The sequence below is a fragment of the Bacillus badius NBRC 15713 genome, from assembly GCF_001591605.1.
Classification (GTDB): Bacteria; Bacillota; Bacilli; order Bacillales; family Domibacillaceae; genus Pseudobacillus; species Pseudobacillus badius.
Genome location: NZ_BCVF01000053.1, coordinates 1 through 18,604, shown reverse-complemented (window position 1 = coordinate 18,604; position 18,604 = coordinate 1). Strand labels below are relative to the sequence as shown.

Genomic DNA, 18,604 nt, shown 5'->3' with positions numbered 1-18,604 from the left:
TTTGCTTTTCCTTTAACTGCCATCAACTGACTTCCTTTCCAACCAGACGCTTAGCTTCTTCAAACCGTTTCCTAAAATCTGCCTGGCGTTTCTTCCAAACTGCCTCTGGCATTGGTCCACAGTTCGGACAAGGCTGGACAAACCTTAAAGAACCACTGCCGCCTTTATCAACATAAGTGCCGTTGCATAATTTACACATTTCGTCTCCCCCTATTCGAGTAATAAACCCAGTAGATTTTCGTTTTCTTGTTTAGCCAGCTTGCTACGAATCTTTTCTTCCGGCATGTGGACAGGATAAGTCATCTTTTCAATACGGCTGCTAATCCGGCCCTGCGGGTATTTGTCATCCAGCTCATCGATGCTGAGATTGCTTGTAAAGATCGTGATTTTTTGGTGCTGCAGGCGGAAGTCTAAAATTCGCGTGAAAGTTTCTTCCACCCAGTCAGTTACCTTCTCCACTCCGATATCGTCCAGGATCAGCACATCTACCTTCTTCACTGAATCAATGATGTCTGATGACTTTATGTTTGATTCTTCCGAAAACGTTTTTTTGATCTCGCCAATCAAATCAGCTGTTGGAGAATAGTAAATGCTCAATGGCTGCTCATTTGAATCTTGCGTTTTCAACAGAGCATTTAAGATGCCAGCTGCCAGCCTCGTTTTTCCGCTCCCTTTGATCGAGCTGTATAGGTAAAGTCCTTTGCCTTGTTCTTTCATCAAGTCGAACTTTTTTACAAAGTTGCCAGCAATTCGTTTCGCTTGGGCTGCGCGTAATCTCGACTCTTCCTGCTCATAAATATTGATGTCGAAAGATTTGATGGTTATATTCTTAAATTCATCCGGCATCTGCGCAGCTGAGAGTTTGCGTTCTAAAGCCTTGATCTCTCGACACTTGCACTTTTCCATAAACTCACGATTTTTTTCGTGATCCCTAATCCAGATAAGCCCGGTTCCATCACATTGGCGATAAGGGCATTCGTCAGAAATCGAACTCAGTGTCTCGTACCTCTCTGAGAAGACCTTTTTCTCTTGCAATTCGTTCGAGTCTTTCAGCTTCTGCGCTAGTGCTGGATTTTTCCGCTCCAACCGCTGTAACAAGCTGTCCATCAATTCCATTCGGCAATGCCCCTTTCTTGTTTTTCAAGATCATTAGCCCGCGTCTTGCTTCCGGCTCCTTCACGTTCCGCAAAATGCCTAGTGTATAGGCTTCTTTTTTGTCGTCATGGTCCATGACATGCTTCCAGAGCGCGTAATGAATTTGATTGATGCTGTATTTTTGAAGCTTCTCAATAAAATTAGCCAGTAACTTTGCTGAGATATTGCAGGTAGTCCTCGTTAAACGAATACAGTCAAAGTAAGAGATTAATATTTTCTTAGATGTACCAGCTGGCAAAGCGTTGGTTCGCAAAGCGAAGTCAACAAAGGTTTCAATGTCCTCAACAGAAGTCAAATTCATGCTTTTCACGTTGGCTTCGGCGATATAATCTTTTAATGGTTTACTGATGTTAGTAATGCTGTTTATAAATGCTGTTATATTATTAAGTTGTGCATTCTCTTTTACATCCTCATTGACATTCTCATTTACACTTTTGTTTTCTGGCATGTCTTCACCCCTAGAGCCACAAGGCTTTTCGTTGTTATCCTCATTTACATCTTCATTGACATCCTCTTGTACATCTTCATGTACATTTTTTTGCTTTTTCGTATAGCTTTCTAACTTTTGGAACGATTCGTACCCAGCCACTGTTATTAAGACCCCTCGTTTTTGAGGTAAGGTTTTCATAGAAATAAGCTGCTCTTCCACCAGGCGGTTCAGTGATTTATTGATTTTACGCCTAGTCCAATCCAGTTCTTTTTCCAACTCTGCGATCACAATAATCGTTTGCCCGGCCTTTATGCTGCCCGTAGCTTTGTAGCTGGCCTTTGCAACCAAATACTGATAGATCATTTGATCCCGTATATGTTGAAACTGCAATCGAGGCTGGATGACGAACCCCGATGCCTGTATGTTGTTTTCCAACCTCGATCACTCCTTGTTACGGAACATAAATCATTTTTCCGGTAAGTTCCTGTATTTCTTGTTTAAACTGTTCCTCGTTGCTGTTAGTGTCGCTGAGATGCAGCATCCATATCTCCTGTACCTTCGATAGATCGTTTTCTTGCAGAAACTCTTTGAAGTTCTCAAGGCTAAAATGTGATTGCATAACACGTTTCTTTAACACCTTCGGAATGCGGCCAGCACTAACATTTTCGTAAAGGATTTTCATGGAATAGTTACACTCAACCATCAAGTGTGTAAGGCCGTTAAACTTGTATTTGATGTAATAGGTATCAGTAGCGAACAAAAGCTTGTCACCGGCTTGATTGGCTAGCAGGAAGCCGAATGGTTCCGATACATCATGTTGAACATCGAAAGGCAATATGGTCCATGTACCAAGCTGAAATTGCTTTTTCGCTTCCACTTTTTTAATACGATGATGATGAATGCCGATCGCTTCAGCTGTACCAGCTGACATGTAAGTGTTTATTCCGGCTTTGAGAACGTCCTGTAAGCCCGCACAATGGTCTTTATGCTCATGCGTTACTAAACAACCTGCAAGGTTAGAAGTCTTGAAATTAAGTTGTTTCTGAATGTCCTTAAACCTTATACCGCACTCCAGGAGCAAGGGAGTGCTACCATCTGTAATGTGATAGCAGTTCCCTTTGCTTCCTGTAGCCAGAGTTCTAATCTCAATCATCAGAATCCAGGTCCTTCAGTTCCAGCTGCATCAATAATCACTTGCTCGTTTTTCTTTAGCGTTTCTTCAGGTTGTTTATTTATTGTTGGTTCTGGATCAATAATTTCAGTTTCTGGAGACTCCTCATTTGGTGATCCAGTATCGATATCCAACATTTCTTGATTTGCATTTTCATTCACTTCTTTTCGAATACGGGAGTAGGATTCATCTTCCGCCTCGCTGTATGTCATTTCTACAAAGGCATTTCCGAAGTTCTTAGGAATCTTTTTGACGATGTTATTCCGCATCTTACGAATGATCATTGATTCTCTACTTTGCGGATCTTTCCACGCTGGGCTGATATACTGCTGCAGTTCCTCATCATCCAGCGCTTTTAATCCGAGTTCTTTTACTCTTTTAAGGATTTCTTGTTTTTTTGAATCGATCTGCTTCTTTTGAGCAGCTGTTGCATCAAAGCGGCTTTTGGCAATTCCAAAGGTTTCATTCATTAAGTTATTGTTGATATGAGCGATCAAGTTTTTTACAACATCCTCACGCTCAGCGATGTAGTATTCCACTTGACCACTATCTTTTGTAATCGGATAAACCACACGGACTACTTCCCCTCGGCCCGTTGGTTGCCACATTGGAGGTTCCATTTCAATTCCCCGATATGTTGGGTATTCGAACTTATCTTCTGAACGGACTAACCAATACTGATGCACTTCTTTTACTCCTCGGCCAAAATTGGAGAGAATGGCATCGTTGCCATCCCCCTCAATCCCCATTTCAATTTGCTTGACCCAAACGTCTTTCCCGTCCACTTTCTTTTTGCTGTTTCGCATTTGGAAGTACACTTCACGCGGATTAGCTGCTGAATTCAACTTAAGTGCTGCCACTGTTAATAGAGTTTGCGTAACATTACTTTTATCTAGCTGCTGATCCTGCCAGCTGACTCCCTTTGAATCAAGAACTGAATTAATACTCGATATAGCGCTCATAACGCATTGCTTTGAATATTGGTCCATATTTAATCCGTTGCCTGTAAGCTGGGTTTCGATCATTGGAAAAAATGTGTTACTAATCTTAGTTAATGCTGTCGAATACTGATTCTGTTGCTCTGCCATATTAGATAGCCTCCTTCATAACATCTTGTTGGGTTTCAACCCTTAACTGTTTGTCCTTCTCACTGACAACTAGGCTGATTAATTGTGAATCTGAATCTATAAGTTTCGTAACTGCTTCTGCATTATCAACGAAGATCGGTGCTAGGAAATTGTAATGCTGTGACAATGTATTGATGATATCCAATCCAACGTTGATCTTAGCTGCGTTGTTCAGACCGCTATCGTAAGGTACGCCGCTGAATGTAGTCTTGCATACCTCAGTCAATCCACCGTTGATCTGCGTTTCAAAGAGCTTAAATCGAGCATATTTAAACTTGCTATTAATCTTTTCTTCTAACAAGTTAACTTTTGTACGGATAAACTCTTCTGTTAAGTAAAGTTGCTGTTCCAGATCCTCGTATTCAGCCGCCAACTGTCTCTCCTGCGCCTCCAGTTCATGAATACGATCTTCTGACTGACTAAGCGCTGCAAACTTGCCTAGTTCAGCTTGTAGACGATCCCTATTAGATTTCAACTCAATAATCTCTAGTTGGATGCTCTGAATCGATTGATCTGCAGCTGTCTTTAATTCATGAATATCTTGCTGGATATTCTGTTTTTCTTGAAGTTTCGCGGTATACTGAGCATTTTCAGTGATATCTACAACCACGCTTTCGAGTTGCGTTAATTGATCCTTCAATTTTTCAATGAGCGTATGTTTTTCAGAAATTTGACCGTTAAGTTTTTCGTACTCTTTAGTCAAAACTTCGTTATTATCAAGAAACTCTTGTTTACGTTCTCCGCCTTGCTTGCCTTTGTTTGTAATCTCCTCAAGCTTTTTAGACTTAGTAAGATTAAATTGAGCCAATGCTTTCTCCCGAGCGCTTGTAACCTGTTCTTCCGGAAGTGACTGACCACAAGTCGGGCATTCGCATTGATCGTTATGGGTAAATTCTTGGCTATTCACTTCATGCCACTCTTGGCGTAATTGCGCTAATTGCTCATCAATTCGCTTGATATTTTCGTCATTGTGGCGCTTGCTATTTTTGACGTTCTCTAGCTTAGAATTCAGAATAGAAACGTTTGACTCTTCTTCCTGAATGCGCGCTTTTAAGCTGTAAATTTCATCTTTAGAACCAGCTTCATGTTGTTGTTTGATCTGAAGAAGTTCGATTTCGATTTCTTGAACAGCTTTCTGTTTTTGAGCAATGGCATTTCCGTTCCGGATATTTGAAATAAGGTCCTGTTTTTCTTCGATCTGACTGTTCATTTGATCAATTTCCGACTCAATAGCTACTTTGTTAAAGTCGGTTACATCTGGAAGAGAACGCTGAATTTCATCAATACGCACTGGAATCTTTTCGAGTTCTTTGTTAATATCAGAGCGCTTAGCTGCAATGATCTTTCTTTGATCTTCAATGCTTCGACCTTGAAGAATTGCCGGGAGATTTGTTAATGATTGATTATTTCTAATCACTTCTTCATCTGTGATGTCCCCACAAATTTCTAATAGGGTTTTCCGTCGATCCTGCCACTTTAACTGCTCATTAAAGTAGGAAGGAGAAGTTAACAATTTAAAAATGTCCTCATCGATAATCGAAGCGATTTTTTCAGCGAACTCCTTTTTCTTCACTGGTACAGAATCAATAAAGTAATCTGTGGTATGTCCAGTGAATTCTGACGTTGCTGACCCTCGTTTTTTCGTCCACTTTTCTTTATAAACTTTCCTAAGAGTCACTGCTTGTCCATCAATTAGAAGCGTGCTTTCTACTTCATGCTCTAGGCCGTGAAGCTCTTGTCCATTTTCATCAAGGGTTTTTATTGAAAAGTCCTTTTTGTTTTGGCTGTCTTTATCGAATAGCAACCAAACGAACGCATCAAACACTGTGGTTTTTCCAGTGGCATTGTCACCGAACACACGAACATTATCTCCGCTGGTTTCAAGTGTAAAAGCACGAACACCCTTGAAATTTTTCAGCGAAAGACTAAGCAATTTTAATTGTTTTGCCATTTTTATTTTCCTCCTTCAGATCAATTTCCAGTGCTTCATAAACGTTTAATAAATCTTCGAATAACGGGCTGCCTTCTATAGTCGGTGCATGTTTTTTCAAAGCTTGATAAAGACCATTCAGTAATTGATTTTCCGGCTCGTACACTGGGCCGTTTTTAGTGTCAAAACACATGATTGCTCCCCCTCTTTAACTTGTGATATAATAGGGATAACTTAATTTTTTAAAGCCTTTGACTCCTGCTGCGAACAGGGGTCTTTTATTTTTGTTCTTTTTTGGTTTCCTCTGTTGCCAGGCACCAGTAATATCCTCCAACGAATGATAAGAAAATCGCTAATCCGATCAATATATCTGTTTGCACGGTTCATCCCCCTATCCAATTCTCGCTACTCGCTCAACTAGAATGCCTTGCTCCTGTAGACGCTGGATCACTCTCTCTAACTGCTCCCGATTTTCTTTTGCTTTCTGCAGCTTCTTTAGCTCCCTGATCGATTTAAGAAAATCAAATGCCGTACGTTCCGCTTCATCCAAGTTTCCTTCCACTAAGCACTCCTCCATGCGATACAGCAGGCCATGCGCACACCGTTTTTCTTTTATTTCAGTCGTCATTCAAATCCAACCTTTCGATTTCCATTTAGGTAATAATCGCTGAATCCGTTTCATAATCGGAATGTTATATTCCTTTTCGAGCATCATTACCAAGTTGTCGATAAACGCTCTGGCCTCAACCAGTTCGTCCATTAACTTTTCAATGCTCTCCCGCTCTTCCGCGGTGGCAGCCCCGGGAGGTTTAGCAAGACAAACCTCTTCAATCTTTTGCAAAGCTTCTTTGATTTCCCTTTCTGCGTTCGCTTCTATAGCCAACCTGTGACGTTCAATAGCTTTGCCACGAAAAACTGGTGACGTATAGCCGTGGGAGAAGTTGTGCAGTAAATCACCTCTGTACTCAGGGCTATCATGATAAATTTCAAGCGAATCCTTCGCTATGTCCTGCTGCATCGGCCGCCTGTCGTGTTTGTAATGACTAATCAGTTGGGCAGACACATTCAGATCAAACGCCATTTGTCCGTTCGTCATTCCCTCCTCCTCAAGCAAACTGGTTACTGCTCTTCCGACATCCGCTGATTTTTTAATCATGCCTCTTTCTCCTTTGTATTTAATTGTCAATTTCTCAATACATAACTTGGTAGTATGCTAGAATCACATACCAATAGCTTGCTGTTCTTGATCGCGAATCCAAGCATCGATTGTTTCTTTTGAGAAGAAAATACGACTGCGAATTTTGAAGTGAGGAATTTCGTTCTTCCTCACCATGCGGTAAATGGTCTCTCTAGTGACGCCGAGATAATCTGCTATCTGTTGTGGTGTAAGTGGTTGAGTAGACATTTAGCTAACCCTCCTTGGAATCCAGTTTTCAATGTACCGAATAGCTGATTGAAGCTCTTTCTGCTTTACATCCTTGTAGCTGGCAACGCCAAACCGATCTTTAATTTCCCGATATACTTCACGGAACAATCTTGGCCGCTCAGCAGGATCGTCACAAAGCTCGTACACTTTTGAAGCGACCGCTTTTTGCAAACGTCTCTGCTCGCCGGATGTGAGCGTTATTTGCTCTTCGATTTTTTCTTCAAGTTGGTTGATCTTTGATTGATGAGTGTTAAGCAGATTCTGCATTTCGTTCTGTTTCTCGGCCGTCTCCACTGTAAGTTTCATTGACTGGATCAATGCTGTACGGTCATCGAGTACATGAACTTTACTTCGAAGCTGTTGCTCCATCCGGTTAAACTCTTGGATGTAGGCCTCCTTATACTCAGCAGCCTTCTTGCCGGTGTAACCCATCACAAGGAAGGCAAGTCCATCTTTTTTAATGAGAAACTTTTTATAAGTGCGGTTACGATCATCGGTGTAATCGATCTCCGCAAAATTGTGGAGATTAAATTCAGGGCTGCAGTCCAGGTTTCGGATATCTCGCAACACAACATCGTGTCTTTTTTCAAAGACTTCCGCGACCGTTAGGCTATCTGTCACTGGCTGGCCGTTTTCGATAAAGACTAGTTGATTCAAGTTGATCACTCCTTAGATAGCTTTTTTTGGATCTTTTTGCTTCAATACGGGACATTCACTCGTGAAAAAAAGAGTCCATTCAAATTCCAACACGTTAGCAATTCTTTTTGCTGTTTCTACACTTGGAGATCTTACACCGATCTCTATATTAGAATAAGCACTTCTACTGACACCCGATAACTGTGATACTTCATTTTGTGTCATTTCTTTACCTTTGCGTATATTAACTAACCATGACCTCAAAGTTAATCACCGCCTTTCTGATTCGTTTTGAAGCATTTTATAGTTATATCTTAATGCTTCATTTCGAAGAAGTCAACTATTTTTTGATTCACTTCGAAACAAAATATTTATATTTCAAATTGAAGCGCTATAATATTAATGAAAAGGAGGGGTGAGCGTGCTTGTTGATAGGTTAATCTCATTAAGAAAAGCAAAAAAATATACACAGCAGGAATTTGCTAAACGTTTAGGAATACCTAGGAGCACATACTCTAACTATGAAGCTGGTAACAGAGAGCCTGATAATTCAACCCTCAAGCTTATAGCTGAAAAACTTGAAACAACCACTGACTATTTGCTCGGGAGAACTGATGATCCTAAACCAAGTGAAGAAGAATTTAATTCATTGGCAGAAATTAACCGAATGGTAAAAGAATACGGGATAGAAAGCTTTGGCTTCTTTGACATAGAACAGTGGAAAAAACTTTCTCGAGAAGATGTTGAGGAAATTAGAAAACACTTTGAATGGGTGGCCCATAAAGCCAAGGAACGAAACGAATCCGATTTCGATGACTAACTTGTGCAAGGAGTGTTTTTGTGCTTAGTAATTACCACACAACCCCTCTTGAAGATTGGGTTACTCAACTTTACATAAAATTAGAAATTTTCCATCCTAGTCAAATTAATGAAGAGTTTATTGCTAAGAAATTAAGAATCTTTCTGCATAGGAAACCACGTCCGTCTTTTTTTGAAATAGTCGGCAACTATCTAGGAATTACAATCGACTGTAGAGCAACACAAGAAAAGCAGCGAGAAATGTTTTTCCATGAACTCTGTCACATATTGAGGCATTGCGGCCAGCAAAGTATTATGCCTAAGGCTTTTCGCGATTTACAAGAGTGGGATGCTCAGAACTTTGTAAAATATGCTGCTGTTCCTCATCACCTATTGAAGTATATTGATTTTGACCAGCATGACTTAGAACAGCACATGGCAGAATTGTTTGGTGTAAGTACAGAACTCTGTAAAACAAGGATTGAACAAATTAAAAACAGAAGCTGCTTCTATTCATCGACAACACGCAATAGCGTGTCTTTATTTTAACTACTGCATGGGATTATTTTCATAATCTGGATGGTCGAAAGAACTTTCGACAGAGAGATCAACGTTATATTTATATATTGCTGTTATTGTTGTTATATTGCTGTTAACTAATAAGATTTACATTCTCATTTACATTGGATTGACATCCTCATTTACATTGTAAAAAAATAACAGCCTTTAAATGCAGTCATATCAATGGTTTACAGGTTTTCTCTCATTTACATTCTCATGTACATTGCATTTACATTCTCATGTACCTTTTTTCGGTGTAAAAAACCTACTATTTGTAACTGAAAATTTTGCGAAAGGACTGAAATGATGAGTACATTCGAATTCAAACACGGCGGAAAAACCACTGTAACAATCGATTCTGAAAACCTCCGCATTGATAGAAAAGGTTTTTTTAATAGATCTTCTGGATTAAAGGGAGAAAAAACTATTAAGTTAAGTATGATATCCAGCGTGAAGATCATTCCTGCATCCGCTATTAAAGCTGGATTTATACAGTTTGGTGTCACTGGTAATAAAGATGTAAAAGGCATCTATACTGCTGGGGATGAAAATACGATTATGTTTTCAAAGAAAGAACAGGGAATGGCTGAGGAATTAAAAGCAGCAGTAGAAAGAAAAATTTATACAGAAAGAAAACAAGAGAGCTCTTCCCCTTCTCTAGCAGATGAATTAAAAAAGTTATTGACTCTGAAAAATGAAGGTGTGTTAACTGAAGAAGAATTTCAGCAACAGAAACAAAAGCTACTTAGTTAAGGGGTGACTATTGTGAGCGAAAAAAAGGAGTCAGAAGCAGTATTAACCAAACGTTATATTAGAGAGAAACACCCAGAGGCTTGGATGATTGAATATGCAAGTATTGGCGAAAAGCTAAATACAAGTGAATTTGGTGCTTTCACTAGGGACAAGCTTATTACTTATAAACTAGTAGATAAACAGATTCTCGTAAGAACGGGTGAAATTTTTTGGCCTAAAGAAAAACATGGAGAAGTTGACCACTTCGCACTAAAATCTATCTTCTCTATAGATGGAGTGAAATTCGTTACAGGTAACAATGGAAAAGAAGTCCAGAGATTTCTTGAGGACGAAAAAAAGGATTCATTTACTAAAATCCCTCGCATATTTTATCAAAAAATACTGGGGTTTCGATCGAATAAAAGATGGAAACAAATCACTGCTGTTGTAGGCTATTTACTAGTCCTGTTCTTAATTATTGGCTTTTTTAATGGTAACGACAATGAAGAAAGAAAAATTGTAAAAAAAGAAGAAGAAAAGCAGGATGTTGTTAATAAAAAAGAAGAAGTCGCAAAACCTGTTGTTAAGCAAAAAGACATTGATGAAACAGAGAAAGAGGAGACTTCTAATAAACCTATCGTTTTAAAAGATGATAAATCAACAACTATCTCAGAAACAGAAGATGAACAAATTGAAGAACCAGCAGAAGATTTAGAAACTCAACAAGAAAATGTATATTACAAAAATTGTGCAGCTGTTCGCGCAGCCGGTGCTGCTCCTATTTATCGAGGTGACCCTGGTTACGGCTCTCACCTCGACCGAGAAGGAGACGGAGTTGCTTGTGAACAATAAGCATCCGAAATGGAATTGCCCTTTTTGGGCTTTTCTTTCACTTACAAAAAGAACATACATTCGCAAAAGGAGAGATTTTATATGATGTCTGAATTCGAAATCAAAAGAGCTGAGAAATTGAAAAGAGAGGCCTTAAAAAACTCTGCAAACCATGATTTGATTCGAGTTCCCGTTTTCGAAAGAGTATACATGAAAGATGGTGAACTCTATGGAGAATTCCCTGGTAATCCTATTCCTAGGAAGCTCAGCGATTATGCTGCTTCAGTTAATAACAATGAGAAGGATTAATTTTTTTTACTAACAAACAGAACATATATTCTTAGTTTTATCTAGGTTTGAAAGCTGTATTTCAGGCGGCTGTTCATGGAAGATGCAGCTACTCTTTTGTAGTTGCATCAGGATTGAATAATACAATTAAAGCCGAAAAGATAGAAAACAAAGGGAGGTAATCACATGGCTAGTATCGAGAAGCGCGGGAAAGGCTCCTATCGGCTCACTGTAGAGCTTGGATATGATCATGAGGGTAATAGGATTAAAAGGCGAAAAACAGTGAAATGTAAGGGAATTACGGAGGCTAGAAAGGAGCTTGCGAAGTTTGTTACTGAAATAGAAAGCGGAGAATACATTACACCGGAAAAAATGCTCTTCTCCGATTTTGTAGATGAGTGGCAAAAGCATCACGGTGTTAAAGAACTTGGCGAGCAAACTTTAGAAAGCTATCGTATGTATCTTAAAAATCACATTCTTCCATTTTTTGGTTCTATGCGGCTAAGTGATGTCAAACCGATCCATGTAATGAAATTTCTCACGGAAGCCAAACGAGTGAACGGGCAAGGAGAACTTTCTACCGGCAGCAAACAATATCTTTACCGGATTCTTCGGGATGTTTTTCAGCGGGCAGTGGATTGGAAGAAGATTAAAGAGAATCCAGTGGCCGCAATCAAGAAACCAAGAGCGAAAAAGGGAGAGAAAAAAAGACGGGCTGATGTCTATGATGAAGACGAAGTTCGGGAGTTATTTATTGCAGCACAAAGCGCTCCCTTACACTGGCGTGTATTTCTCTCACTTGCTCTGGCTGCCGGATTAAGGAGAAGTGAATTATTAGGCATAGAATTATCTAAAATTGATACAGAGAAACAAGAAATTTTTATCGATCAGGCTATTGTTCGAGGGGAAAATGGAAAGCCTGTTATAAAGAGCACTAAGAGCGCAGCGTCAGAACGACTAATTTCTTTACCTGCTTCCGTCAATTTGGAGTTAAAACAATACATTACTCATTTGAAAAAAGAGAGGTTGAAAGCCGGAGATAGGTGGGTAGAAAAAGAACATGAGTGGCTCTTCTGTAATATCGACGGGACTCATTTTTATCCAACAACCCCTTCCACCTGGTGGCGGCGATTTACAGAACGAGTTGGTGTCCGTTATATCCGTTTGCACGATCTGCGGCACACGTCAGCTACTTTGTTGATTAACCAAGGTGTACACGCAAAGATTATCTCAGAACGTCTCGGCCATGCTGATATACGAATCACAATGGACACTTATGGACATGCATTAAAAAAAGCAGATCAAGAAGCTGCAGACAAATTAGATGGGCTATTTTTAGGCCAAGAAAAGCAAGGTTAAAAAAATCGGTCCCCAATCGGACCCCATTTGCTGATTTTTGTTGGGTTCACTATTTTTAGACATAAGAAAAACCCTTGCTGTGCAAGGGTTTAAGTAATGGAGCATAGCGGGCTCGAACCGCTGACCTCTACACTGCCAGTGTAGCGCTCTCCCAGCTGAGCTAATGCCCCGTTCATTGCTATATTCACTATTATATGGATTTCACCCAAAATAGCAAGACCCCTCACAAAAGAAAGAATATTCTAAATTCACAAGGAGGATGCCCGGATGCTGCAGTCTCTCTATTACAGATTCGTTGAATCACCTATTCTGCTTAGAATTTTTATTATTGCCGTCTTTTTCATTACACTCTTCGGCACAGCGGTTCATATTATTGAGCCGGCTACATTCCCGACTGTATTTGAGGGCATTTGGTGGGCAGTGGTCACCGCTTCAACAGTGGGTTTTGGGGATTATGCCCCAAAAACAACAACTGGCCGGATTCTCGGAATAGGGCTCATTTTCGCAGGAGCAGGCTTTTTATCCGCTTATTTCATCAATCTCGCCGCCTCTGCTGTCACCTTGCAAAATTCTTTACGGGAGGGAAAGGCCATGTACACGAATAAAAACCATTTAGTAATTGTCGGCTGGAATGAGCGCACAAAAGAGATTATTGATCATTTACATACGCTCTCCTTCTCACGGCATATCGTTCTTGTTGATGAATCTCTGGGAGCTAATCCTTACTCGGAGAAAAGAGTTCACTTTATCCAGGGAGCGCCGTATAAAGACGAAACGTTAAAAAAAGCAAATATTAAAGACGCGGCGACTGCTTTAGTTACATCCGATCAAAACAAAAATGAAATGCATGCAGATATGAATTCTATTCTGACTCTTGTAGCAATAAAAGGCAGCAATCCATCTCTGCACTGCATTGTGGAAATTTTGACAAATGATCAAGTCGTAAATGCTGAGCGAGCAGGAGCAGATGAAATCATTCAAACCAATAAACATGCAAGCTCTGTCATGCTGAACAGCATTCAGCAAGAAGGCGTCTCTTCCTCTTTAATGAACCTGATGGACCCGGCAAACGGCGGATTTCTAAAACCAATAATGCCCGAAAAAGACTGGATTGGTGCTGCCTTCGGAGAGTTGGCTGTCACACTTTTAAAGGAACGCACTCTTCTGATCGGCATTCAAAGAGAAGGGGAAACCTTTATCAATCCCCCGCTCTCTTTACAAATTAGCCAGTCAGATGAGCTGCTTGTCATTCAGCATTGAGTGTTTGTTCCGCTTCCTCGAGAAGCCGCTTTCCCGCTATTACATACTTTTCTTTGATTTCAGCATCTTTGTCCTCCGGTTCGGCAAACTGATTGAACGCTCCTCCTATGTTGCCTGGAGAAGCCAATTCATCAATCCCCCGCTCATATACATGAGCTAAAATAAACGGAGAGCCGAATGTAACAATCGCACCCGGAGAATCCAACTGGCCGTTCACTGCTGTAAAAGGCAGGCGCAGAAACTGATAGCCCTCTTCATCATTGATTTTATAATCAAAGGAACCTTGGTCATAATCCCAGTTGCCGCCGATCGAATAACCGAGCGGCTTCAGCTTCAGCTCCAAATCATACAAGTTAAAGCTTTTTCCTTCTAGTGAGGAAGGCAATTGAATCATATGTTCATCCCCTCTCTTTTTTCTTATAGTGTCTCCAACGACAAAAAAAATTCCGCAAACAGGCGGAATTTTTAATGGCTATTTATTACAATGACGCGCGCAAAACAGATAACACCCCGTCTCTATTCATTGGACAAAAGCGCCCAAACTCTCCTCTTTTCATGACATGATCGGCTATTTCCCCCAAGCTGTCATGCTTAATCCCGTAATTGGAAAGGTGCGCCGGTGCTCCAAGATGTCTCCAAAAGTTCCGGAGTGCTTGAATGCCCTCTACCCCGGCTTCTCTCTCTGTTCTTCCTGCAGTTTTCACCCCGAAGACGCGGCTGGCAAACTGGCTGAAGCGCGCCGGCCGTGAGTCAAGGGCATACTCCATCCAGGTCGGAAACAAAATAGCAAGACCGGCAGCATGAGGAATATCATGCACGCCCGATACCGCATGCTCGATGATATGGGCTGTCCAATCACCGCGATAACCTGATTGCAACGTTCCATTTAGTGCAACAGTTCCTGCATACATTACCTTTTCCCGGTATTCATATTGATCAGGCTGCTCTAACAGCCGCGGTGCAGTCTCCACTAACATTCTCAATAGTTGTTCACTAAAACCATCTTGAAGTTCTGTCCCCTCTCCCTGATGGAAATAGTTCTCCATAATATGGCACATGATATCAATGACGCCAAAGGCAGTTTGATCGCGCGGAACAGTCACCGTATAAGCAGGATCACAAATTGAAAATTGAGGAAATACATGCTGGCTATGCCAATCAATCTTCTCGCGGGTATCGGCGTTCGTAATGACAAGCCCTGCATTCATTTCAGAACCGGTGGCGGCAAGCGTCAGCACCGTACCAATCGGAAGGGCTTCGCTAATCTTTTTCCCCTCTGCAATTAGCTCCCATACGTCTCCTTCATACTTTGCACCGGCAGCAATAGCCTTAGCTGAATCAATGACGCTGCCGCCGCCAACAGCTAAAATAAAATCAATATTCTTTTCTTTGCAAATACCTATTCCCTTATGGACAACAGCAAGCCTTGGATTAGGCTCCACACCAGACAATTCGTATACGTTTGCTTCCATTTCCTCTAGTTGTTTGATCACCTCATCATATACCCCGTGTTGTTTAATGCTTCCCCCGCCATACACAAACAGAATGTTTTTGCCAAACTGTGATAACTCTGCCTGCAGCCTGTTAATAGAGCCTTTTCCAAAAATCCACTTCACCGGATTATATTGAATAAATCGATTCATCTCATCACGCTCTCCCTTTAAAAAATTGTTCTTTATAATTTTATAATACATTCAGAATTCTCCCAAAAATAATTAACTCTCCTTCAGCAATATACAGACTTTTGATTGCAATTAGAGGTTTTCAAATTCTCCAAACAGGATATATAACCAACATGTACCAATTATTCCGTTTAAGAAGATGGGACAAGATACTAAAAGAGGCTGAACGGAATAAGATGAGTGTAGAAGAAGCTTGACGCAAAGGCAAAGAAGCCGATGCGGAGTAAAGAAGGTCCATTGGCTGATCTTATTCATTAGCTTCATGTATGTAAGCGATAAATTCGCGCATACTAAACATCGTCATAGATGAAAGGAGGAAAAGAAATGAGTCTGCTTCAACGATTTGCACTGGCATTGACAATTATCGGAGCTCTCAACTGGGGATTGATTGGACTGTTTCAATTTGATTTAGTAGCAGCTATTTTCGGCGGTCAAGACTCTATACTTTCAAGAATCATTTACGTACTTGTTGGGCTGGCAGGATTGGTGAACATTGCCCTCTTGTTTAAACCGGATGAAGAAGTAAATAGGAATCGCAAACTTGAAAGTCGCGAGTAGCTTTCTCAATTGACTATAAATGGATAGAAAAAGGCCGGTGGATGACCACCGGCCTTCATTTAATGGAGGCTGTTCTTTTTTTGCTTGTTATCTAATTAGACCCATCCTCTGAATTTAGAAGCTTCTGCTGTTCTGCGGACTCCGACCATGTAAGCAGCCAGACGCATATTTACTCCGCGTGTTTGAGCTGTTTCATAAATATTATTAAAGGCACTGATCAAAGTGTCATGAAGTTTTTGATGCACTTCTTCCTCTGTCCAATAATAACCTTGGTTGTTTTGTACCCACTCAAAGTAAGATACAGTCACTCCTCCTGAACTTGCTAGCACGTCAGGAACGAGCAGAATGCCTCTTTCCGTCAAGATTTTTGTCGCTTCCATCGTTGTCGGGCCGTTTGCTGCTTCTACAACGATAGAGGCTTTAATATTTGCCGCATTCTTTTCTGTAATTTGGTTAGAAATAGCAGCCGGTACTAAAATGTCACAATCTACTTCTAACAATTCTTGGTTTGTAATTGTGTTTTCGAACAAAGTAGTGATTGTACCAAAGCTATCACGGCGATCAATTAAATAATCGATATCTAAGCCGTTTGGATCATGAAGCGCGCCGTAAGCATCAGAGATCCCGATAACTTTCGCGCCAGCATCATGCATGAACTTCGCTAAGAAGCTTCCAGCATTTCCGAAACCTTGGATTACAACGCGCGCGCCTTGAATGTCGATGCCGCGTTTTTTCGCTGCTTCTTTAATACAAATGGTTACCCCTTCTGCCGTTGCTTTATCGCGTCCATGGGAACCGCCCAGAACAAGAGGTTTCCCTGTGATGAAGCCTGGAGAATCAAATTCACGAATGTGGCTGTATTCATCCATCATCCATGCCATAATTTGAGAGTTTGTATAAACGTCTGGAGCTGGAATGTCTTTTGTAGGGCCGACAATTTGGCTAATTGCCCGAACGTAGCCTCGGCTTAAACGCTCTAGTTCCCCCATTGACATTTGGCGCGGATCACACACGACTCCGCCTTTACCGCCGCCATATGGCAAGTTAACAATTCCTGCCTTAAGCGTCATCCACATTGATAATGCTTTTACCTCTTCTTCATTCACATCCGGATGAAAACGCACGCCGCCTTTAGAAGGACCCGCCGCGTCACTGTGCTGTGAGCGATAACCGGTAAAGATTTTTGTTGAACCATCATCCATACGTACAGGTATACGTACTGTCAGCATACGTAATGGCTCTTTCAAGAGTTCATACATTTCCTCCGAATAACCCAACTTTGCCAAAGCTTCTTTAATGACATCCTGAGTTGATGTGAATAAATTTAGATTTTCCGACATTTTGAAATTCGCCTCTTTTGTTATTTAATCGTTAGTTCGTGCCAGATACAGAAAGCACTTTTTGAATACGCTCGATCGCCCAATCCAGCTCTTCTTGCGTAATAACGAGTGGAGGAGCGAAACGAATGACCGTGTCATGAGTTTCTTTACAAAGCAGTCCTTCTTCTTTTAACGCTTCACAATACTTACGTGCCGGTTCATTTAGTTCTACCCCGATAAATAAGCCTCTGCCGCGTACATCTTGAATCATTGGATTATCAATTTCTTTCAGTTTGCCCACAAAATATTCGCCTAATTCGAGAGAACGCTCAGCCAATTTTTCTCCTTCAAGCACTTCGATCGCAGCTAATGAAACCGCACAAGCCATCGGGTTGCCTCCGAAAGTAGAACCGTGTGAACCAGGGTTGAACACACCAAGGATATCTTTATTTGCTGCCACACAAGAGATTGGGAATACCCCGCCTCCTAGCGCTTTGCCAAGAATGTACATATCAGGCTCGAACCCTTCCCATTCAGTAGCAAACATTTTGCCTGAACGAGCAAGTCCCGCTTGAATTTCATCTGCTATAAACATAACATTGTTTTCTTTGCAAAGCTCGTAAGCTGCTTTTAAGTAGCCTGCAGGCGGAATGTTGATTCCTGCTTCTCCTTGGATCGGTTCAATGATAAAGGCTGCAGTATTTGGAGTAATAGCTGCTTTGAGAGCCTCAAGATCACCGTAAGGAACAAGTTTGACACCTGGAAGCATCGGTCCGAAGCCGCGTTTATATTCTTCATCTGATGACAACGATACTGCCCCCATTGTACGACCATGGAAGTTACCTTCGCAAGCAATAATTTCAGCTTGGTTGTCAGAAATTCCTTTTACATCGTATCCCCAGCGTCGTGCCGCTTTTAAAGCTGTTTCTACTGCCTCAGCGCCGGTATTCATTGGCAATACCATTTCTTTGTTTGTTAACTTGGAAACTTTTTCATACCAAGGTCCAAGCTGATCATTATGAAACGCACGGGATGTTAAAGTAACACGGTCCGCTTGATCTTTTAGCGCTTGAATAATTTTCGGATGGCGATGCCCTTGGTTTACAGCAGAGTAAGCACTAAGCATATCCATATACTTATTACCTTCTGGATCCTTCACCCAAACGCCTTCTGCTTCAGAAATAACAATCGGCAGCGGATGGTAGTTGTTTGCTCCGTACTTTTCTGTTTGCTTGATAATATCTTGTGACTGGACTGTATTAGCCATCTTGTTCCCCCCGTTTATTTTCATATTTTCACTTCAAGAGCCTCCCAACCGGAGGCTCTCAATAGAAACTTTTA

At 41.1% G+C, this 18,604-nt stretch carries 24 protein-coding genes and 1 tRNA gene; 8 read left to right on the top strand and 17 right to left on the bottom strand.

All coding sequences use genetic code 11. The annotated features are described in order from the left end of the window. Positions 1–22: 22 nt before the first annotated feature. From BBA02S_RS20830 to BBA02S_RS17970, 12 genes are all read right to left on the bottom strand, one after another. Positions 23–199, bottom strand: a complete 177-nt coding sequence (locus tag BBA02S_RS20830) for a hypothetical protein (RefSeq protein WP_156141538.1) — start codon at positions 197–199, stop codon at positions 23–25. Between the two features lie 11 nt (positions 200–210). Next, a complete protein-coding gene (locus BBA02S_RS18020) occupies positions 211–906 on the bottom strand; it encodes an ATP-binding protein (RefSeq protein WP_052477440.1) in 696 nt (231 codons plus the stop codon). 73 nt (positions 907–979) lie between these two features. After that, positions 980–2,020: a hypothetical protein gene (locus BBA02S_RS21385; protein ID WP_041114564.1), complete on the bottom strand. Its 1,041-nt coding sequence runs from the start codon at positions 2,018–2,020 to the stop codon at positions 980–982. Positions 2,021–2,036: 16 nt separating this feature from the next. After that, on the bottom strand, positions 2,037–2,738 hold the full coding sequence (locus BBA02S_RS18010; protein ID WP_041114565.1) for an MBL fold metallo-hydrolase: 702 nt from the start codon (positions 2,736–2,738) through the stop codon (positions 2,037–2,039). Continuing rightward, positions 2,738–3,844, bottom strand: coding sequence for a hypothetical protein (locus tag BBA02S_RS18005; protein ID WP_041114566.1), 1,107 nt, complete (start codon positions 3,842–3,844; stop codon positions 2,738–2,740). Before BBA02S_RS18005 ends, BBA02S_RS18010 begins: the two co-directional genes overlap by 1 nt. A 1-nt stretch (position 3,845) precedes the next feature. Continuing rightward, positions 3,846–5,834, bottom strand: a complete 1,989-nt coding sequence (locus tag BBA02S_RS18000; RefSeq protein ID WP_041114567.1) for an AAA family ATPase — start codon at positions 5,832–5,834, stop codon at positions 3,846–3,848. Continuing rightward, entirely contained in the window at positions 5,809–6,006 is a 198-nt protein-coding gene (locus BBA02S_RS17995; protein ID WP_041114568.1) for a hypothetical protein, read from the bottom strand. Before BBA02S_RS17995 ends, BBA02S_RS18000 begins: the two co-directional genes overlap by 26 nt. A 198-nt stretch (positions 6,007–6,204) precedes the next feature. Beyond that, a complete protein-coding gene (locus tag BBA02S_RS17990) occupies positions 6,205–6,441 on the bottom strand; it encodes a hypothetical protein (protein WP_041114569.1) in 237 nt (78 codons plus the stop codon). After that, complete coding sequence (locus tag BBA02S_RS17985) at positions 6,442–6,969, bottom strand: hypothetical protein (protein WP_041114570.1); 528 nt, start codon at positions 6,967–6,969, stop codon at positions 6,442–6,444. 63 nt (positions 6,970–7,032) lie between these two features. Further along, the gene (locus tag BBA02S_RS17980) at positions 7,033–7,218 is read right to left on the bottom strand and encodes a helix-turn-helix domain-containing protein (protein WP_041114571.1); all 186 of its coding nucleotides are present in this window, start codon (positions 7,216–7,218) and stop codon (positions 7,033–7,035) included. Further along, positions 7,219–7,896: a Rha family transcriptional regulator gene (locus BBA02S_RS17975; protein ID WP_041114572.1), complete on the bottom strand. Its 678-nt coding sequence runs from the start codon at positions 7,894–7,896 to the stop codon at positions 7,219–7,221. Positions 7,897–7,908: 12 nt separating this feature from the next. Then, the gene (locus BBA02S_RS17970; RefSeq protein ID WP_041101980.1) at positions 7,909–8,139 is read right to left on the bottom strand and encodes a helix-turn-helix transcriptional regulator; all 231 of its coding nucleotides are present in this window, start codon (positions 8,137–8,139) and stop codon (positions 7,909–7,911) included. Between the two features lie 157 nt (positions 8,140–8,296). Between BBA02S_RS17970 and BBA02S_RS17965 the strand changes: the two genes are divergently transcribed. The 6 genes from BBA02S_RS17965 to BBA02S_RS17940 all read left to right on the top strand — a co-directional run bounded on the left by BBA02S_RS17965 (position 8,297) and on the right by BBA02S_RS17940 (position 12,444). Continuing rightward, positions 8,297–8,695: a helix-turn-helix domain-containing protein gene (locus BBA02S_RS17965; protein WP_041114573.1), complete on the top strand. Its 399-nt coding sequence runs from the start codon at positions 8,297–8,299 to the stop codon at positions 8,693–8,695. A 20-nt stretch (positions 8,696–8,715) separates the two neighbouring features. Continuing rightward, positions 8,716–9,222, top strand: coding sequence for an ImmA/IrrE family metallo-endopeptidase (locus BBA02S_RS17960; RefSeq protein ID WP_052477442.1), 507 nt, complete (start codon positions 8,716–8,718; stop codon positions 9,220–9,222). Between the two features lie 315 nt (positions 9,223–9,537). After that, positions 9,538–9,987, top strand: coding sequence for a DUF4429 domain-containing protein (locus BBA02S_RS17955; protein WP_041114574.1), 450 nt, complete (start codon positions 9,538–9,540; stop codon positions 9,985–9,987). A gap of 12 nt (positions 9,988–9,999) precedes the next feature. Beyond that, positions 10,000–10,818 (top strand): excalibur calcium-binding domain-containing protein, encoded by an 819-nt coding sequence (locus tag BBA02S_RS21180; RefSeq protein ID WP_041114575.1) that lies wholly within the window; start codon positions 10,000–10,002, stop codon positions 10,816–10,818. A gap of 81 nt (positions 10,819–10,899) precedes the next feature. Continuing rightward, positions 10,900–11,106 carry a hypothetical protein gene (locus tag BBA02S_RS17945; RefSeq protein ID WP_041114576.1) on the top strand — a complete coding sequence of 69 codons (207 nt, stop codon included), beginning with the start codon at positions 10,900–10,902 and terminating at the stop codon, positions 11,104–11,106. A gap of 165 nt (positions 11,107–11,271) precedes the next feature. After that, on the top strand, positions 11,272–12,444 hold the full coding sequence (locus BBA02S_RS17940) for a tyrosine-type recombinase/integrase (protein ID WP_041114577.1): 1,173 nt from the start codon (positions 11,272–11,274) through the stop codon (positions 12,442–12,444). Between the two features lie 97 nt (positions 12,445–12,541). Here the strand turns inward: BBA02S_RS17940 and BBA02S_RS17935 are convergent. Continuing rightward, positions 12,542–12,614 (bottom strand) — tRNA-Ala (locus tag BBA02S_RS17935). Between the two features lie 97 nt (positions 12,615–12,711). Here BBA02S_RS17935 and BBA02S_RS17930 point away from each other — a divergent pair. Then, positions 12,712–13,704 (top strand): potassium channel family protein, encoded by a 993-nt coding sequence (locus BBA02S_RS17930; RefSeq protein ID WP_041114578.1) that lies wholly within the window; start codon positions 12,712–12,714, stop codon positions 13,702–13,704. Here BBA02S_RS17930 and BBA02S_RS17925 read toward each other — a convergent pair. Together BBA02S_RS17925 and BBA02S_RS17920 are read right to left on the bottom strand one after the other, a co-directional pair. After that, positions 13,691–14,098: a YugN-like family protein gene (locus BBA02S_RS17925; protein ID WP_041101966.1), complete on the bottom strand. Its 408-nt coding sequence runs from the start codon at positions 14,096–14,098 to the stop codon at positions 13,691–13,693. The genes BBA02S_RS17930 and BBA02S_RS17925 overlap by 14 nt on opposite strands. 85 nt (positions 14,099–14,183) lie before the next feature. Beyond that, positions 14,184–15,347, bottom strand: a complete 1,164-nt coding sequence (locus BBA02S_RS17920) for an iron-containing alcohol dehydrogenase (protein ID WP_041114581.1) — start codon at positions 15,345–15,347, stop codon at positions 14,184–14,186. Between the two features lie 363 nt (positions 15,348–15,710). Here BBA02S_RS17920 and BBA02S_RS17915 point away from each other — a divergent pair, with 363 nt between their 5' ends. Beyond that, positions 15,711–15,944: a DUF378 domain-containing protein gene (locus BBA02S_RS17915; RefSeq protein WP_041101964.1), complete on the top strand. Its 234-nt coding sequence runs from the start codon at positions 15,711–15,713 to the stop codon at positions 15,942–15,944. Between the two features lie 95 nt (positions 15,945–16,039). On the opposite strand, the gene BBA02S_RS17910 is transcribed toward BBA02S_RS17915, so the two are convergent. After that, positions 16,040–17,284 (bottom strand): Glu/Leu/Phe/Val family dehydrogenase, encoded by a 1,245-nt coding sequence (locus BBA02S_RS17910; RefSeq protein ID WP_041101962.1) that lies wholly within the window; start codon positions 17,282–17,284, stop codon positions 16,040–16,042. Positions 17,285–17,315: 31 nt separating this feature from the next. Then, positions 17,316–18,530: an ornithine--oxo-acid transaminase gene (locus tag BBA02S_RS17905; RefSeq protein ID WP_041101960.1), complete on the bottom strand. Its 1,215-nt coding sequence runs from the start codon at positions 18,528–18,530 to the stop codon at positions 17,316–17,318. Positions 18,531–18,604 lie beyond the last annotated feature (74 nt).

Excerpts from the sequence above, each read along its gene's own strand:
- BBA02S_RS20830 (WP_156141538.1), bottom strand. The coding sequence starts at position 199 with ATGTGTAAATTATGCAACGGCACTTATGTTGATAAAGGCGGCAGTGGT.
- BBA02S_RS18020 (WP_052477440.1), bottom strand. The coding sequence starts at position 906 with ATGGAAAAGTGCAAGTGTCGAGAGATCAAGGCTTTAGAACGCAAACTC.
- BBA02S_RS18010 (WP_041114565.1), bottom strand. The coding sequence starts at position 2,738 with ATGATTGAGATTAGAACTCTGGCTACAGGAAGCAAAGGGAACTGCTAT.
- BBA02S_RS18005 (WP_041114566.1), bottom strand. The coding sequence starts at position 3,844 with ATGGCAGAGCAACAGAATCAGTATTCGACAGCATTAACTAAGATTAGT.
- BBA02S_RS18000 (WP_041114567.1), bottom strand. The coding sequence starts at position 5,834 with ATGGCAAAACAATTAAAATTGCTTAGTCTTTCGCTGAAAAATTTCAAG.
- BBA02S_RS17995 (WP_041114568.1), bottom strand. The coding sequence starts at position 6,006 with ATGTGTTTTGACACTAAAAACGGCCCAGTGTACGAGCCGGAAAATCAA.
- BBA02S_RS17990 (WP_041114569.1), bottom strand. The coding sequence starts at position 6,441 with ATGACGACTGAAATAAAAGAAAAACGGTGTGCGCATGGCCTGCTGTAT.
- BBA02S_RS17985 (WP_041114570.1), bottom strand. The coding sequence starts at position 6,969 with ATGATTAAAAAATCAGCGGATGTCGGAAGAGCAGTAACCAGTTTGCTT.
- BBA02S_RS17980 (WP_041114571.1), bottom strand. The coding sequence starts at position 7,218 with ATGTCTACTCAACCACTTACACCACAACAGATAGCAGATTATCTCGGC.
- BBA02S_RS17955 (WP_041114574.1), top strand. The coding sequence starts at position 9,538 with ATGATGAGTACATTCGAATTCAAACACGGCGGAAAAACCACTGTAACA.
- BBA02S_RS17945 (WP_041114576.1), top strand. The coding sequence starts at position 10,900 with ATGATGTCTGAATTCGAAATCAAAAGAGCTGAGAAATTGAAAAGAGAG.
- BBA02S_RS17940 (WP_041114577.1), top strand. The coding sequence starts at position 11,272 with ATGGCTAGTATCGAGAAGCGCGGGAAAGGCTCCTATCGGCTCACTGTA.
- BBA02S_RS17930 (WP_041114578.1), top strand. The coding sequence starts at position 12,712 with ATGCTGCAGTCTCTCTATTACAGATTCGTTGAATCACCTATTCTGCTT.
- BBA02S_RS17925 (WP_041101966.1), bottom strand. The coding sequence starts at position 14,098 with ATGATTCAATTGCCTTCCTCACTAGAAGGAAAAAGCTTTAACTTGTAT.
- BBA02S_RS17920 (WP_041114581.1), bottom strand. The coding sequence starts at position 15,347 with ATGAATCGATTTATTCAATATAATCCGGTGAAGTGGATTTTTGGAAAA.
- BBA02S_RS17915 (WP_041101964.1), top strand. The coding sequence starts at position 15,711 with ATGAGTCTGCTTCAACGATTTGCACTGGCATTGACAATTATCGGAGCT.
- BBA02S_RS17910 (WP_041101962.1), bottom strand. The coding sequence starts at position 17,284 with ATGTCGGAAAATCTAAATTTATTCACATCAACTCAGGATGTCATTAAA.
- BBA02S_RS17905 (WP_041101960.1), bottom strand. The coding sequence starts at position 18,530 with ATGGCTAATACAGTCCAGTCACAAGATATTATCAAGCAAACAGAAAAG.